Genomic DNA, 16867 nt, shown 5'->3' with positions numbered 1-16867 from the left:
ATTCTAGCCGCTGGAGCTGGATAACATTTAAAAGCGGAAGCGTCCCCTCAGAATAGAAGTAACAATAATATAAAAAGGTGTACCAAATTAATTTGGTACACCTTTTTCATAGAAGAAGAAAAATAATTTTTCAGTATTGGTCATCGACCTCTTTTACCATTATTGGTCATCGGTAAAAAGTAACAGTGTGATCGGTTATTGGATGATTGGTTGTCCTTTGGCCATCACAAATCTCATTTTTACAAAAGTGGTCTTCTTCTATGCCTTGAAGCGGAGTCTCACCACTTCAAGGTTTAAAAGTATTTTTCACCATCAAAGTCTAGTTCAATGGCGTAGTTTTTCGCATTAATTAAGTTAGATAACCTATTAGCTTGTCTCTCTAACTCTAAACCTTTTACACGATATACTTCAGGATCAAACATGGCTACTTTTACGAGCGATGATGTTTCACCGTAAGAATATACATGTTCTTCTTTCTTACTCACGCCAAACTCTTTACACTTTCGAGCTTTTGCACGTAACTGCGTTGCAAGTTCTATTGCTTCAACAATTGTTATATTCTCTCCGTTGAAATTCACTTCATTTCGGATATTTGCTTCATACATTAATTTATCTAAAAGACGAAAATCAGCGCGAACTTCATCTAGTTCCTGTTCAACCTGCACCAATGTACGCGTCTGTTTTGGAAGTGTATCACCTTTTTCAATTTCAACAAATCCAATTTGATTCATCTCTTCTTCTAATTCATGTATTCTTTTCGATAATACACTTTTTAATTTTACAGCTTCTGCCAAAGAAATGTTAGACATAGTATCCCCCTTATATCTCTTCTTTCTGCTCCTCTAAAGTAGGTACTTTCTCTTTTTTCGGTTTCCCAAGCTTAATTACGAAGAAGTAAAGGGAAAGCAATGTAATAAGAAAAACAATTAAAAACGGGTATGGAGAATAAAAAGCACGCGCTGCCTCCGTTTTCCCCGCAACAAACTTCAATGACTCAATATCTAAAAACTCAGCAAACATTTGTACACCGAGCATACTAAACCAAAAAACAAAAAAACTAATAATAACACCAAAAACTTGCTTCAATCTCGTCATCCATCTCATCCTTTCTATATTGTAATTTTTTAGCGCAATCAGTATAGTACAAACAAAACTATGCACAGAAAGGAACTATCTTATCATTCGCGAATTAATTTAATCCAACCTAAAATTGAAATTTGTAAAATAACAGCCCAAATAATAAGCAGTCGTAACCATCTCGGAAAAAAAGTCACAAATCGAATATACCATTCCAATAACGTGTTCATAACGCCCTCCCCCTTAAAATTATATAGGAAAAAGGAGATATAATCCAAATCCAACCAAAATGATACCACCTACTATCTCACCATATGTACCGAGCATACCTTTCGCATGCCTACCAATGAATAAACCAATCCACGCTAATAACATACTAACAAACCCAAAGAGTAATATCGTAATAATTGTCTGTGCCCCGTAAATACCAAGACTAAGCCCTACTGAAAAACTATCTATACTAACACCAAATGCAAATACGAATAAACTAATTCCAATAGGGGCTGTTCTAGTTTCTTCATTCTCTAGAATAGAGGAGTACACAATATAAAATCCTAATCCTATTAATAAAATAGCACCAGCAAAATGTGCAATGTCTCCATACTGCTCTGATAAAAAACGACCTAATACCATACCTATAAATGGCATGATAATATGAAATATCCCTATCGTCACACCGATATACAGGATTTGTCTGATCTTTAAGGTCATCATTCCCATCCCAAGACTCACCGAGAACGCATCCATCCCTAAGGCGAATGCCATAATTATTAAAGGTACTATCTGTTCAAACGTCATTCATGTCCCTCCTCGGACGTGCTACTTCAAAATATGCTTATCCGAGGAGAAATATTCTGTTTGCTAATCGCACCTTATGATTCAGTAATAATTTGATGTCCTGCCGCTTTTGTTAAGCGATTCATAATGGCATTCCCTATTCCTTCATTCGGGAATGATTCACTAAAAATAATATCCACTTCACTTGCATCAAATGTTCTAAGTACATCATATAATTTAGTCGCAACGCTAGCTAAATCGCTTCGAACACCACAAGATAATACAACATCCGCTCTATATACATGCTGATACTCTTCTGTCGTTAATACACCGACTTTGAATCCTTCTTCCTTTTTCTTATCCACAATACGCTGAATAAACTCGCGTGAACCTTCAACAATACTAAGTGGCGCTTTCGGTGCATAATGTGTATATTTCATTCCAGGTGATTTCGGTTTTTCCTTCTCATCCTTTAGAGCCGGATCTAAAGAAACCGTGCCAATCACCGCTTCCAATTGTTCTTTCGTAATCCCACCTGGGCGTAATATCGTTGGAACAGCGCTCGTACAATCAATTACAGTCGATTCAACACCTACTCCTGTTGCACCACCATCTACAATACCTGCGATTTTCTCATTTAAATCTTCATATACGTGAGATGCTAACGTCGGACTTGGACGGCCTGAACGATTTGCACTCGGTGCTGCAACAGGTACATTTGCCTCCTCAATAAGAGCAAGAGCTACTGGATGATCAGGCATTCTTACTCCAACCGTATTAAGTCCTGCCGTTACCTTCTCTGAAATCCCTTCTTTTCTAGGTAAAATAATTGTTAAAGGGCCCGGCCAAAAATGCTCCATTAACTTTTCTGCAACTGGCGGAATTTCCTTCACAATCCCATCTAACTGCGATTTTGTACCGATGTGGACAATAAGTGGATTATCACTCGGTCTTCCTTTCGCCTCAAAAATTTTCGCAATCGCTTCATCATTCATCGCGTTTGCACCTAGTCCATATACCGTTTCTGTAGGGAAGGCAATCGCCTCATTTTCCCTTAATAATTTTGCTGCTTCTTGTAACTGTGGATAATATTTTTTTCTTTCCACAACATTATCCACAACCCACATATTTGTATGCATTTTTTCCCACGTCCTTTTCTACCCTGAAATACTTGTCTATTTTTAGTTTACTATGAGATTTATCCAAAAGACAAACAAGGTTTATCCACAAAATGTGGATAAACCTAATTAATCCGTGGATAACTTTGTGAATAGCTGACAATTTAGTATTATTGCATTTGGCTCTTTTATATTTTTACAAAAATGTTCTAACTGTCGAATTCCCTCTGGTACGTTCTCTTTCTCTATAGTAACAAAGTCAAAAAACTGAAAGATTGTTATAGATTGTGGATGATTTGTTAGTAAGTACAATTGTCGAATATTTTTTTCTTTCATATACTGCAAAAACATTTCAAAAAAATATAAGAAAGTCTGTTTATCCACATTAGGTGTGAATAAACAAGAACGAATCAGTGCGTTTTCTTCACTTTGTTCATATCCAATGACTGCCCGTATTTCTTCCGCCTCTTCCAAAATCATAAACTGTGCGTACAACTCATTTATTTTATCATCTTTTTTATTAGCTTGTCCGAAAAAAGAATGCAATCTTTCCACATCTGCCTTCGTCGCAAAATATACCTTCTTCATAATAAATCCCTCCTCTTTTTTATATATGAGAAGGGATTTACGAATAGTACTATTTAGAGAATAAAGATGTAAAAGCTTCTACAATAAATAACTTAACTTCTGGCTTTTCTTCTTCCTCCTCTACTTTTACATACTCATTTCGCTTTTCTTGTTTTTGTTCCACAGTTTTCTCCACTTTTTCCACAGTTTTTGTTTCCTCTTTACTTACAGGTTGTTCTTCTACTTTCGTTTCATTTTTTACTACTTTCTTTTCAGAAGCTGTTACTTTTTTTGCAACTTCCTGCTTAACAACTTTCTTTTCCTTCACCTCATCCCCTTTTTTCTCTTCTGCATTTACTACTTCTTCATCATCTATTTGTTTCACTTGCTCCTCTTCAGGAGATTCAGCCTTCACAACATGTTCTTCTTTCCTTACAGCTGTACCACTTGAAAAATCTAAGAAACACATCGGTGGAAATAGTACACACCACCAGTTTGCCCCTTCACCTTCCCCAATTGTAATTAAGACTGCTTCATATTCCCCTGCCGGATAAATAAAATTCCCATATACCTTTGTAGGAAACTTTACATTTTTACTGAATTTCACTTGAAATGAATCTTTACTTCCTTCTTTTTTCAACGTATTTGCTACTGTTTTTTCGATTTCTGGAATATGACTTTGAATGACCTTGCGTGCCTCTTCAAATGAAGTTAAATCAGCTACCCATCCATCAATTTGTGCTTTTACCTCATCACGCACTTTGCGCTTTAAAGCCTGGTCTTTATCTGAATCACTATTTGCTAAAATCCGTAATCGAACGGCCTCTTTCGGAATAACTGAAGGCCCTTTCGCATCAGCTTTCATATATCCAAACTGCACAAGTAACTGTGCACCAATTAATAATAGAAGAAGATAAGCAATAACTTGTTTTTTCATTTCCTCCACCGTCCCTTCTACAAACAGTGTGGACAGACTTTCATCTTTCTAAACTATTAAATTCAAAATCTATATGAATTTTTCCCAAAAAAATAGAGTAAGGTGTAAACCTTACTCCATCTCCGCAAATACCATACGATCTTTTCCATTAATATCAAAAACAACCTCAACATGAGCATGTGGAAATGCTTGTTGTAACAGCCCTTTCACGTCCTCACCTTGCCCTACTCCAATTTCAAATGCGACAATCGCTTTCTTCTGCAACACATTCGGCAACTCTTCCATAAAGCGGCGATAGAAATCTAATCCGTCTTCACCACCAACAAGCGCTCTCTTTGGCTCATGCTCTTTCACCACAGGAGAAAGGCCACGCCAATCTTCTTCCGGTATATATGGAGGATTTGAAACAACAACATCTAACTTTTGACCCGTTTCATAAAATGGTGATAATAAATCACCATGATAGAACGTTACTTCTGCGCCCAAAGTTTTCGCATTTTCTTTTGCAACTTCAATCGACTCCTGTGCAATATCTACCGTATACACATGAAGATTTTTATTTTCCAAAGCAAGGGTAATCGAAATCGCTCCGCTACCTGTACCGATATCTGCTACATGTAGTTTCTCATCACCAAAATGACGCTCGATTCTTTCTAACACTCCTACTATAAGCTCTTCTGTTTCCGGTCTTGGTATTAATACTTCTTCATTCACAAAGAACGATCTTCCATAAAACATTTCATGACCAATCATATATTGAATAGGAATACCTTCTACATGCTTGTGGATAAACTCTGTAAAACTTTTTTCTTGTTCCGCATTTATTTCTTCACGCATGTTCATCAATAATCCTGTTCTATTCGTCTTTAATACATGACAAAGGACAATTTCTCCCGCATTTTCATCTCGTCCATTCTCCTGTAAAAAAGAAGAAGCCCATTTCAGGGCTTCATAGACACGCATTACTCAGCTGCCTCCATCCTTTGAGCCTGATCTTCCATTACTAAGGCATTGATGAAATCATCTAACTTACCTTGTAAGATTTGATCTAACTTTTGAATCGTTAAACCGATTCGATGGTCTGTAACACGGTTTTGCGGGAAGTTATACGTACGAATACGCTCTGAACGATCACCCGTACCAACAGCTTGTTTACGGTTTTGATCATACTCAGCTTGTGCTTCTTGTCTAAACTTATCATAAACACGTGCGCGTAATACTTTCATCGCTTTTTCTTTATTCTTAATTTGTGATTTCTCATCCTGACATGATACAACTACACCAGTCGGTAAATGTGTTAAACGTACCGCTGACATCGTTGTATTAACACTCTGTCCACCAGGTCCACTAGAAGCGAATGTATCAACACGAACATCTTTCTCATGAATATCAATTTCTACTTCTTCTGCCTCTGGTAATACAGCTACAGTTGCTGTAGATGTATGGATACGTCCACCAGATTCCGTTTCAGGAACACGTTGTACACGGTGAGCGCCATTCTCGAATTTCAGCTTCGCGAAAGCACCTTTACCGTTAATCATAAAGATAATCTCTTTATATCCACCTAACTCTGTATAGCTAGCCTCGATAATCTCCGTTTTCCAACCTTGCACCTCAGCGTAACGGCTATACATACGGTATAAGTCACCAGCAAATAAAGCGGCCTCGTCGCCACCAGCAGCTCCACGAACCTCAACGATAACGTTCTTATCATCGTTAGGGTCTTTTGGTACAAGTAAAATTTTCAGACGCTCTGATAATGTTTTTTCTTGTGATTCTAACTCAGAAACCTCTTCTTTTACCATTTCACGCATTTCTGCGTCTAACTTATCTTCTAACATTGCTTTCGCATCTTTTAATTGCTCACGAACATCCTTATACTCACGATACACCTCTACCGTTTCCTGTATATCAGACTGTTCCTTTGAATATTCACGAAGCTTATTTGAATCACTAATAATTGCTGGGTCGCTTAGCAATTCATTTAACTTCTCATAACGATTTTCTACAGCTTGCAAACGATCTAACACATCATTCACCTCTACATCCTAGTATCTAATACAAATAGTATATGGTACTTACTCAAAAAAACGCAAATTATATTTAAAAGTGGTGGTGGCTCGTTCAGCTCTGACCAGCTAAGGTTCTTTCGACCTAAAGGTGCTTTTTACCTTTCGGGCGGAAGGTTCTTAGATGCGAAGAGCTAGCCACCAGAACTAGATATATTTAAAAGCGTAAGCGGCTTGCTCAGAATTGCAGGCCATTGGAACTCTCGACCTTGAAGCGCTTTTTGCTTCAAGCGAGAGAGTGAAATGGCTGGAGATTCTAGCCGCTGAAGCTAGATATCACAACTTAAAGCGCAAGTGGCTCACACTCTCTATTCTGAAAAAAACCCGCCTTGCGCAGCGAGTTTTACTTATCTTTGCTTGTAGGAACTGCATGACAATGACGACAGCGTGGTTCATACGATTCTGAAGCACCAACTAAAATAATTGGATCATCAAATGCCGCTGGTTCTCCATCAATTAATCGTTGTGTACGACTTGCCGGAGATCCACATGCAGAACATACTGCTTGTAATTTTGTTACATGTTCAGCAATCGCCATCAGCTGAGGAACTTGTCCAAATGGTAGACCACGGAAATCTTGGTCTAAACCAGCTACAATGACACGATAGCCACGATTTGCCAATACTTGCACCACTTCCACAATGTCCCCATCAAAGAATTGCACCTCATCGATTGCAATTACATCCATTTCTTCAGTGATATGTTCAAATATATCTTTTGAAGCTGAAACAGGAACTGCTTTTACCTTTAATCCGTTATGTGATACAACATCTTCTTCACTATAGCGATTATCAATACATGGTTTAAATACAATTGCATGTTGTTTCGCAAATTGTGTACGACGCACACGGCGGATAAGCTCTTCTGATTTACCAGAAAACATACTACCGCAAATCACTTCAATCCAACCGTTCTGATTTATTAAGTACATGAAGCTCTCCTTTCATCTACTTTTTAATTAAAAGTAGGGTAAAGGTATAATATTTTCGCAAAAAAAACAGACAAGCGAATAGATACACTTGCCTGTTTTATGTTTTTATTACTTAAGACCGTATTTTTTATTGAAGCGGTCAACGCGTCCGTCTGCAGTAGCAAACTTCTGACGTCCAGTGTAGAATGGGTGAGAATCAGAACTGATCTCAACTTTTAGTAATGGATAAGTGTTACCATCTTCCCACTCAACAGTTTCGTTAGATCCTTTAGTAGATCCGCTTAAGAATTTGAAGCCTGTGTTTGTGTCCATGAATACAACTTTCTTGTAATCTGGGTGAATTCCTGCTTTCATTCTTTTCATCTCCTTCCGCCCTGAATCATTTTCGAAACAGAGTTTTTCATCTTCAGCTGCATACACAACTATATTGATGAAACACATATGATGAAATTATAACAAGGCTAACTTCATTTTGCAACTACCTGTTTTTGTCTTTTTAATTTTAAAAGCAGAAGCGGCTCGCTCAGAATCGCAGGCTATTTAGAACTCTCGACCTTGAAGCGCTTTTTGCTTCGAGCGAGAGAGTGAAATGACCGGAGATTCTAGCCGCTGGAGCTGGATAACACCTTAAAGTGGAGACGGCTCGCTCAGCCCTGACCAGCTAAGGTTCTCTCGCACAAAAGGTGCTCGGAAGGTTCTTAGCTGCGAAGAGCTAGCCACTGGAGCTGGATATTATCTTAAAATGGAGGCCGCTCATCCAACTAGAACCAACTAATGCCCTTCCACTCATCTCTCTTTAAGATCACCTAAAAAACATAAAAAACTCGCTTACCATAAAATAAGCGAGTCCCAATCTTTTCCCTTTACTTCGTTGTTACATATCTTTTCGAATCTGCAACAATGTTTTGTAAAAATTCTTCATTTGTCTTTGTTTGACGAAGTTTACGTAAGAAACCTTCAACAAAGTCTGGTGTATCACGCATTGTTTTACGAATACCCCATAGCTTGTCTAAATGTTCTTTCGGAATTAATAGATCCTCTTTACGTGTACCAGAACGGCGAATATCAATTGCCGGGAAGATACGACGCTCAGCTAATGAACGATCTAAGTGAAGTTCCATATTTCCAGTTCCTTTAAATTCTTCGTAAATTACATCGTCCATACGAGATCCTGTATCAACAAGAGCTGTTGCTAAAATTGTTAAGCTACCGCCTTCTTCAATATTACGTGCAGCTCCAAAGAAACGCTTCGGTCTATGGAAGGCAGCTGGGTCGATACCACCCGATAATGTTCTACCACTTGGCGGAATAACAAGGTTGTAAGCTCGCGCTAAACGGGTAATACTATCCATTAAAATGATAACATCTTTTTTGTGCTCTACAAGACGCATTGCACGTTCTAACACAAGTTCCGCTACTTTAATATGATTTTCTGGTACTTCATCAAAAGTAGAGCTTACAACATCTCCTTTAACAGAACGTTCAATATCTGTTACTTCCTCTGGACGCTCATCAATTAAAAGGACAATTAATTCAGCTTCCGGATGATTTGTTGTAACACTGTGTGCGATTTCTTTTAACAGACTAGTTTTACCAGCCTTTGGAGGCGCGACAATTAAACCACGTTGTCCAAATCCAACTGGTGCAATTAAATCCATGATGCGTGTCGGTAACTTTTTCGGTTCCGTTTCCAATTTCATTTGGCGATCTGGGTATAATGGTGTTAATGCAGGGAAATGCACACGCTCTTTTGCTGACTCTGGATCATCTCCGTTTACAGCTTCAACTTGTAATAATCCAAAGTAGCGTTCATTTTCTTTCGGAGGTCGTACTTTACCAGAAACCTTGTCTCCATTACGTAAATCGAAACGACGAATTTGCGAAGCTGAGATATAAATATCTTCTGAGCTTGGAGAGTAGTTGATAGGACGTAGGAATCCAAATCCTTCTGATTGAATAATTTCTAATACGCCTTCCATGAAGAAGAAACCTTCTTTTTCTGCTCGAGCTTTTAAAATGGCGAAGATTAACTCTTTTTTCGTTAATTTGCTATAATACGAAATTTTAAATTCTTTCGCAAGCTCGTATAACTCTTTTAATTTCATGTTTTCTAATGCTGCAATTGACAAATTCATTCAGACACCACACTTTAACGTTATTCTCTTTTCACATGGGTAAAGGGAAAAAATACGGAAGGCAAATAATTAATAATGAAAGGCAATAAGTTCAAGTAGGGTAATATTCACTATTGTAACCCTTTTATCTAGTTTTAATCAATACGTTGAAACACAAATACAAGAAGCGAAGACAAGAAAATTTGTCTTCGCTTTTTATTTAATCTAGTTTCATCAGCTAGAATCTCCGGTCATTCCACTCTCTCACTCGAAGCAAAGAGCGCTTCAAGGTCGAGAGCTCCAAACAGCCTGCGATTCTTAGCGAGCCGCTTACACTTTTTATTTAATCCAGCTCCGGTGGCTAGAAGGATCAGTCATTTCACCCCTTCCTGCGAGGCACAAAACGCCTCTTCGTCAGGAGTTCCAATGCCTTCTCCTTCTGAGCAAGCCACCTCCGCTTTTTACTTAATAACCAAGTTCGGTTTTTTATTTAAGCTGTGACGTCCGTCTACGAAGCGTACTGTGCCTGATTTTGCGCGCATAACAAGGGATTGTGTTGTTCCTACGCTACCTTTAAATTGAACGCCGCGTAATAGTTCTCCGTCTGTTACACCTGTTGCTGCGAAGATTGCATCGTCACCTTTTACTAAGTCCTCCATGCGAAGGATGCGGTTGATGTCGTCTATGCCCATCTTTTTGCAACGCGCCAATTCAGCTTCGTTTTGTGGTAATAATTTCCCGTGAATTTCTCCACCTAAACATTTTAATGCAACTGCTGCTAACACACCCTCAGGCGCACCACCAGAGCCGAATAAAATATCTACACCTGTACGATCAAATGCGGTGTTGATTGCGCCAGCTACGTCTCCATCATTAATCAATTTAATGCGAGCACCAGCTTTACGAATTTCTTCAATAATTGCTTGATGACGTGGACGGTTTAAAACTGTCGCTACAACATCTTCAATATCTTTGTTTTTCGCTTTCGCAACTGCACGTAAGTTATCGATAATAGGCGCATCAATATCGACCGCCCCAACTGCTTCTGGGCCAACCGCGATTTTATCCATGTACATGTCAGGAGCATGTAACAAATTACCGTGATCTGCAATTGCAATAACAGCAAGAGCATTCCATCCACCAGCTGCTACAATGTTTGTCCCTTCTAAAGGATCAACTGCAACGTCTACACGCGGACCATATCCTGTACCTAATTTTTCTCCGATATATAGCATTGGTGCTTCATCCATTTCACCTTCACCAATTACAACTGTACCTTTCATCGGAATTGTATCAAATACATCACGCATAGCTGATGTTGCTGCACCGTCTGCCTCATCCTTTTTCCCGCGTCCCATCCAACGCGCTGATGATAAAGCTGCAGCCTCTGTTACACGTACTAACTCCATAGATAAACTTCTTTCCACGATAATCCCTCTCCTTTAAGTCTTTATATTTCTGCCGTATTTTGTGAACCGTGTTTTTCTATAAAGTGTACTTCCGCAAGTAGTGATGCTTCGCTTCCCCCTCGCGGAAGTATCACTTATGCGTTCTTCATTTCTTCAATTTCTTGCTTTGTCATTTGTTCTCGCCAAATGTTTGCACCAAGCCCTTTAAGCTTGTCTACTATATTTTCATAGCCACGATCAATATGCTCAAGTCCGGTTACTTCTGTAATTCCATCCGCCATCAATCCTGCAATAACAAGGGCTGCTCCAGCTCGCAAATCACTCGCTTTCACTTTTGCACCTTGTAATAAAACAGGACCAGTTACGATAGCTGACCGACCTTCTACTTTAATTTGCGCATTCATACGACGTAATTCATCAATATGTTTAAAACGTGCGCCATAAATCGTATCCGTTACAACACCCGTTCCATGCGCCTTTGTTAAAAGTGTTGTAAACGGCTGTTGTAAATCTGTTGGGAAACCTGGATATACAAGCGTTTTTATATCAACTACTTTTAATCTTCTATCACCGTTCACTGTAATTTGGTCATCATTCGTTTCAACTTGGACACCAGCTTCTCTTAATTTTGCGGTAACTGACTCCAAATGCTGAGGAATAACATTATCAACTGTTACTTCTCCTCCTGACGCAGCACCTAAAATCATATACGTACCCGCTTCAATACGATCTGGAATGATCGTATGATGACAACCGTGCAGTGAATCCACACCATCAATTCGGATTACATCTGTACCAGCACCTTTAATACGTGCTCCCATGCTAGTTAACAGTGTAGCTACATCAATAATCTCTGGTTCTTTCGCTGCGTTTTCAATAACAGTTCTACCTTTCGCTCGTACAGCTGCTAGCATAATATTAATCGTAGCTCCTACACTAACAACATCTAAATAAATACGTGCCCCTCGTAGTTCATCTGCTCTTAAATAGATAGCACCTTGCTCATTCGTAACATGTGCACCTAACGCTTCAAACCCTTTAATATGCTGATCAATCGGCCTCGGTCCTAAGTGACATCCACCTGGAAGCCCAATAACAGCTTTTTTAAAACGGCCAAGCATCGCACCCATTAAATAATAAGAAGCACGCAATTTTTTCACTTTTCCATTTGGTAAAGGCATTGCAACCATGTTAGAAGGATCGACTACCATCTCTTCCTCCTGTCCATAAGTCACTCTCCCTCCAATTTCCTCTAGTAAGTCTCCTAACATTTTCACGTCCGAAATATTAGGGACACCACCAATAGTTACTGGAGTATCTGCTAAAATTGTCGCTGGAATTAGTGCAACGGCGCTGTTCTTTGCACCACTCACGCGAATTGTTCCATTTAAAGCTCTTCCGCCTTCAATTAGCAATTTTTCCATATTGAGCTCCCTTCTTGTGAATGTATTTACTTTCTATATTTTTATAGAAAGCTCCCCCTTAAGAATCTCAATTACTTTTCCATCCCAAAACTCAATAAATAGGAAACCATTATCTTCATTTCTCCTGTAATACAAAAAGATAAAGATTAACTATTTATCGAATTTACTTTATCAATTTAGATACGTTATCACATTTATTAATAGGACTATGCACATTATTTTCTATTTCAAAAACAAAATGATAAAATCTTTAGACTTGTTCACGCTTTCATTATACAACGAAAGGAAACCGTCTAAAAGAGTAGACGGTTTCCAAAACGGAATTTTATTCTTACGCTTTACCGTTAGAACCGAATTCGCGCATTTTACCAATAACAGTTGCTTTGATAGCGTCGCGGCCAGGTCCGATAAATTTACGAGGATCGTAAACTTCTTGGTCTTTGTTTAATACTTCACGAACAGCTTTTGTAAACTCGATTTGGTTCTCAGTGTTTACGTTGATTTTTGAAGTACCTAAAGAGATAGCTTTTTCGATATCAGCAGTTGGGATACCAGTACCACCGTGTAATACTAAAGGTACGCCAGTGAAGTCACGAACTTGTTCCATTTCAGCGAATCCTAAGTTAGGCTCACCTTTGTAAGGACCGTGTACAGAACCTAAAGCTGGAGCTAGGCAATCGATACCTGTTGCTTCAACAAGGTGCTTACACTCAGCTGGGTCAGCGTAAATTACGCCTTCAGCGATTACGTCGTCTTCTTGTCCGCCAACTGTTCCAAGCTCAGCTTCAACAGATACGTTACGAGCGTGTGCGTATTCTACTACTTTTTTAGTAGTTTCTACGTTTTCTTCGAATGGGTGGTGAGAAGCGTCGATCATTACAGATGTGAAACCTGCATCGATTGCTTCTTTACATTTTTCGAAGCTTGAACCATGGTCAAGGTGAATCGCTACAGGAACAGTAATGTTCATTTCTTCGATTAAAGCTTTAACCATAGCTACAACTGTTTTGAAACCAGTCATATGACGAGCTGCACCCTCAGATACACCTAGGATTACAGGAGATTTTTCTTCTTCCGCAGCAGCTAAGATAGCTTGAGTCCACTCTAAGTTGTTCATGTTGAATTGACCAACTGCGTATTTTCCTTCTAGTGCTTTGTTTAGCATTTCTTTCATAGAAACTAAAGGCATGGTGAATCCTCCTAAAAAACGTTTTTTGTATCCGATAAGTTCTTATCGCTGGTAGTATGACCAGAATAAGGTAAAATATGTATATCTACATACCGGACTTTTTTCTACACTCAATAGGATAACAACTTGTACTCAAAAACTCAACCGTATTCACCTGCACAATAGTCCATGTAAACGCTTTTTTCCATATTTTTTATAAAAAATTCATTTTTAAGCCTCTACAGCGAGCTCATTTCTCACCGCTTGACGAATTTCATCAATATCAAATGGTTTAGCAAAATGCATTAAAGCACCTAAATCTTTTGCTTCTTGGATCATATCAAGCTCTCCATAAGCAGTCATTAAAATCACTTTAATACTCTCATCAATTTCTTTTACATGCTTTAAAATCTCTATACCATCCATACCTGGAATTTTCATATCTAACACAACTAAATCTGGATTATCTTTTTTCACGATATCTAAAGCTTGAAATCCATTCGCTGCTTGGAATGTCTGATAACCTTCTTTTTGGAACACTTCATGTAATAACACACGAATGCCATATTGATCATCAACGATTAAAATTTTCCCTTCCATAACTCCCAACCTTTCTGTGTAAGTACAAGATTTAAAGCTTCTTATATCTTAACGATTAATTTTCGCTATTCTTTACCAAATTCCTTCCTATTTCTTTCTTATTTTACCGTTTCCAATTTTGTTATGCCACCTTCGATTTCACCTTTCTAAAAAAATAAACTATAATGAAAGCCGGTAAACACGTAGGAAGGGAGTAACATTATGTTAAAAATTTTTTCAACCCAATTAAGCGGTTATTTCTCCAGAGTTTCTCAAAAAGAGGAAATGAATATAGAAGATAGTGCCCGTCTACTTGCTCAGGCATTAGTTGGCGAAGGTTTCATTTATTTACATGGTACAAATGAAATGGAGGGCGTTGTTGCTGAAGCGCTATTCGGTGCTGAACCAATGAAGCAAGCAAAACGATTATTTGAAAATAATAAAGAAGTAGAAGTAACTTCTGCAGATCGTGTACTTCTTATTAGCCGTTTTTCAACAGATGAAGAAGTTGTAGCAATAGCAAAAAAACTTCAAGCAGATGGACACTCTATTGTCGGCATTTCTGCTATTCAAGAAGGTACTGAATCACTAGAACAATATACAGATGTACATATTGATACGAAATTGTTAAAAGGGCTTATTCCAGACGATGAAGGTAATCGCTACGGATTCCCGAGCTTAATGATAGCTTTATTTGCATATCACGGGATCAAATTTACAATCGATGAAATGTTAAATGAATATTAAAAAAAGCGCCCTATTTCAGGCGCTTTTTTTATTACTTGCTCTCTTTATTCGTAATAGACGCTCTTACGAAGTCATGGAACAATGGTTGTGGACGGTTTGGACGAGAAACTAGTTCTGGGTGGAACTGTGCTGCCACGAACCAAGGGTGATCTTTTAATTCAATGATTTCAACTAGACGACCGTCTGGGCTTGTACCAGAGAATACAAATCCTGCTTTTTCCATATCCGGACGGAATTGATTGTTGAACTCATAACGATGACGATGTCGCTCATATACAACCGGCTCATTGTAAGCATTGTAAGCATTTGTTTCTTCAGAAAGCTTACATGGGTATAGACCAAGACGAAGTGTACCACCTAAGTCTTCTACATCTTTTTGTTCTGGTAATAAATCAATGATTGCATAAGGTGTATCAGGGTTAATTTCAGAAGAGTTAGCTCCTTCTAATCCTAATACGTTACGTGCAAATTCGATTGATGCAAGTTGCATACCTAAGCAAATTCCTAAGAATGGTACTTTGTTTTCACGAGCATATTGAATTGCAACGATTTTACCTTCTACACCACGATCACCGAAGCCACCTGGTACAAGGATACCGTCTGTATCACCAACTAATTCTTGTACGTTCTCTGCTGTTACATGCTCAGCGTTTACCCATTTCACTTCTACATCTGTATCGAAAGAGTAACCTGCATGACGAAGTGCTTCTACAACAGAAATGTATGCATCTTGAAGCTCTACGTATTTACCAACAAGAGCGATTTTTGTTTTCTTAGAAAGGTTACGCACTTTTTCAACTAGCGCAGTCCACTCTGTCATATCTGCAGCTGGATTGTCTAATTTTAAGTGATCGCAAACGATTTGGTCCATATTTTGCTCTTGAAGAGATAATGGAACCGCATATAAAGTATCTGCATCGCGTGCTTCAATAACTGCTTTTGTATCAATGTCACAGAATAATGCAAGCTTGTCTTTCATATCTTGAGAAACAGGCATTTCTGTACGAACAACGATAATATTTGGTTGAATACCTAAGCTGCGAAGCTCTTTAACGCTATGTTGCGTTGGTTTTGTTTTCATTTCACCCGCTGCTTTTAAGTACGGGATTAACGTACAGTGAATGTACATTACATTGTCACGACCGATGTCGCTCTTAATTTGACGGATTGCTTCTAAGAATGGTAGAGACTCGATGTCACCAACAGTTCCACCGATTTCTGTAATAACAACGTCCGCGTTTGTTTCGCGACCAGAACGGTATACGCGCTCTTTAATTTCGTTAGTAATGTGAGGAATAACTTGAACTGTTCCTCCTAGGTATTCACCACGACGCTCTTTTTGAAGAACTGAAGAGTAAATTTTACCTGTTGTTACGTTGCTGTATTTATTTAAATTGATGTCGATGAAACGCTCATAGTGACCAAGGTCTAAGTCAGTTTCTGCACCATCATCTGTTACGAATACCTCACCGTGTTGATATGGGCTCATAGTCCCTGGGTCTACGTTAATGTATGGATCAAACTTTTGAATCGTTACGTTTAAACCACGATTTTTTAAAAGTCTTCCAAGAGATGCTGCTGTAATACCTTTTCCTAGAGACGATACTACACCGCCTGTTACAAAAATATACTTAGTCATGAAAAAGCTCCCTTCTATTTTGCTGTTATATAATCACCGTTGCAAAGCGCAACGTATGTAGATAACACTGTATCCATCTTATTGTTAGACTCTTTTTATTTTCTAAACAAAAAACAAAAAAGAAAATTGCTCCCCTCATCACATAAAGTAATAAGTAGGGAGCAATTTTCTTTTATATTTACACTTTAAAAGTATTATCGTCCTTTTTTAAAGAGCCCAAAAATGATTCTACATGGACGATAATGAAAAGTCAAGAACTACAGTTCTTCCTCTTCTTCTTCTTCAGTTTCATCATACTCAAGTTCTTCTTC

18 protein-coding genes are annotated in these 16867 nt (G+C 38.4%); 1 reads left to right on the top strand and 17 read right to left on the bottom strand.

The genetic code is table 11. The features are described from left to right. Positions 1-293: 293 nt before the first annotated feature. The 16 genes from MR079_RS23650 to spo0F all read right to left on the bottom strand — a co-directional run bounded on the left by MR079_RS23650 (position 294) and on the right by spo0F (position 14191). On the bottom strand, positions 294-809 hold the full coding sequence (locus tag MR079_RS23650; RefSeq protein WP_000065590.1) for a hypothetical protein: 516 nt from the start codon (positions 807-809) through the stop codon (positions 294-296). A 10-nt stretch (positions 810-819) separates the two neighbouring features. Continuing rightward, positions 820-1095 (bottom strand): DUF3935 domain-containing protein, encoded by a 276-nt coding sequence (locus MR079_RS23645; RefSeq protein WP_000197488.1) that lies wholly within the window; start codon positions 1093-1095, stop codon positions 820-822. A gap of 83 nt (positions 1096-1178) precedes the next feature. Further along, the gene (locus MR079_RS29260) at positions 1179-1307 is read right to left on the bottom strand and encodes a hypothetical protein (RefSeq protein WP_276608976.1); all 129 of its coding nucleotides are present in this window, start codon (positions 1305-1307) and stop codon (positions 1179-1181) included. A 19-nt stretch (positions 1308-1326) separates the two neighbouring features. After that, on the bottom strand, positions 1327-1875 hold the full coding sequence (locus MR079_RS23640; protein WP_139868495.1) for a manganese efflux pump MntP: 549 nt from the start codon (positions 1873-1875) through the stop codon (positions 1327-1329). A 74-nt stretch (positions 1876-1949) separates the two neighbouring features. Beyond that, positions 1950-2993, bottom strand: a complete 1044-nt coding sequence (locus tag MR079_RS23635) for an L-threonylcarbamoyladenylate synthase (protein ID WP_139868497.1) — start codon at positions 2991-2993, stop codon at positions 1950-1952. A gap of 108 nt (positions 2994-3101) precedes the next feature. Next, positions 3102-3560, bottom strand: a complete 459-nt coding sequence (locus tag MR079_RS23630; protein ID WP_000758435.1) for a GNAT family N-acetyltransferase — start codon at positions 3558-3560, stop codon at positions 3102-3104. Positions 3561-3609: 49 nt separating this feature from the next. Then, positions 3610-4476, bottom strand: coding sequence for a stage II sporulation protein R (gene spoIIR / locus MR079_RS23625; RefSeq protein ID WP_242294749.1), 867 nt, complete (start codon positions 4474-4476; stop codon positions 3610-3612). 111 nt (positions 4477-4587) lie between these two features. Further along, positions 4588-5439, bottom strand: a complete 852-nt coding sequence (prmC, locus tag MR079_RS23620; RefSeq protein WP_242294748.1) for a peptide chain release factor N(5)-glutamine methyltransferase — start codon at positions 5437-5439, stop codon at positions 4588-4590. After that, positions 5439-6506 (bottom strand): peptide chain release factor 1, encoded by a 1068-nt coding sequence (gene prfA / locus MR079_RS23615; RefSeq protein ID WP_000887065.1) that lies wholly within the window; start codon positions 6504-6506, stop codon positions 5439-5441. The genes prmC and prfA overlap by 1 nt, the downstream gene beginning before the upstream one ends. A gap of 382 nt (positions 6507-6888) precedes the next feature. After that, positions 6889-7476 (bottom strand): thymidine kinase, encoded by a 588-nt coding sequence (locus tag MR079_RS23610; RefSeq protein ID WP_139868505.1) that lies wholly within the window; start codon positions 7474-7476, stop codon positions 6889-6891. A gap of 108 nt (positions 7477-7584) precedes the next feature. Beyond that, positions 7585-7830 carry a type B 50S ribosomal protein L31 gene (locus MR079_RS23605; protein ID WP_000643433.1) on the bottom strand — a complete coding sequence of 82 codons (246 nt, stop codon included), beginning with the start codon at positions 7828-7830 and terminating at the stop codon, positions 7585-7587. 509 nt (positions 7831-8339) lie between these two features. Further along, positions 8340-9611, bottom strand: coding sequence for a transcription termination factor Rho (gene rho / locus MR079_RS23600; protein WP_001053898.1), 1272 nt, complete (start codon positions 9609-9611; stop codon positions 8340-8342). Positions 9612-10051: 440 nt separating this feature from the next. Then, positions 10052-11017, bottom strand: coding sequence for a class II fructose-bisphosphatase (gene glpX / locus MR079_RS23595; protein ID WP_000442334.1), 966 nt, complete (start codon positions 11015-11017; stop codon positions 10052-10054). Between the two features lie 116 nt (positions 11018-11133). Continuing rightward, positions 11134-12423, bottom strand: coding sequence for a UDP-N-acetylglucosamine 1-carboxyvinyltransferase (gene murA / locus MR079_RS23590; protein WP_000413260.1), 1290 nt, complete (start codon positions 12421-12423; stop codon positions 11134-11136). A gap of 331 nt (positions 12424-12754) precedes the next feature. Next, on the bottom strand, positions 12755-13612 hold the full coding sequence (locus MR079_RS23585) for a class II fructose-bisphosphate aldolase (protein ID WP_048528036.1): 858 nt from the start codon (positions 13610-13612) through the stop codon (positions 12755-12757). Positions 13613-13822: 210 nt separating this feature from the next. Continuing rightward, entirely contained in the window at positions 13823-14191 is a 369-nt protein-coding gene (gene spo0F / locus MR079_RS23580; protein WP_000398594.1) for a sporulation initiation phosphotransferase Spo0F, read from the bottom strand. 201 nt (positions 14192-14392) lie between these two features. Between spo0F and MR079_RS23575 the strand changes: the two genes are divergently transcribed. Next, the gene (locus tag MR079_RS23575; RefSeq protein WP_087995309.1) at positions 14393-14917 is read left to right on the top strand and encodes a DUF2529 domain-containing protein; all 525 of its coding nucleotides are present in this window, start codon (positions 14393-14395) and stop codon (positions 14915-14917) included. A 31-nt stretch (positions 14918-14948) separates the two neighbouring features. Here MR079_RS23575 and pyrG read toward each other — a convergent pair whose 3' ends face one another. Beyond that, positions 14949-16556 carry a CTP synthase gene (gene pyrG, locus MR079_RS23570; protein ID WP_000170457.1) on the bottom strand — a complete coding sequence of 536 codons (1608 nt, stop codon included), beginning with the start codon at positions 16554-16556 and terminating at the stop codon, positions 14949-14951. Between the last annotated feature and the right edge of the window lie 311 nt (positions 16557-16867).

It is taken from the genome of Bacillus cereus group sp. BfR-BA-01381 (assembly GCF_022663555.1).
Lineage (GTDB): Bacteria > Bacillota > Bacilli > Bacillales > Bacillaceae_G > Bacillus_A > Bacillus_A pacificus.
The sequence above is the reverse complement of the archived record's forward strand: the minus strand, read 5'-3'. Positions and strand labels throughout refer to the sequence as shown.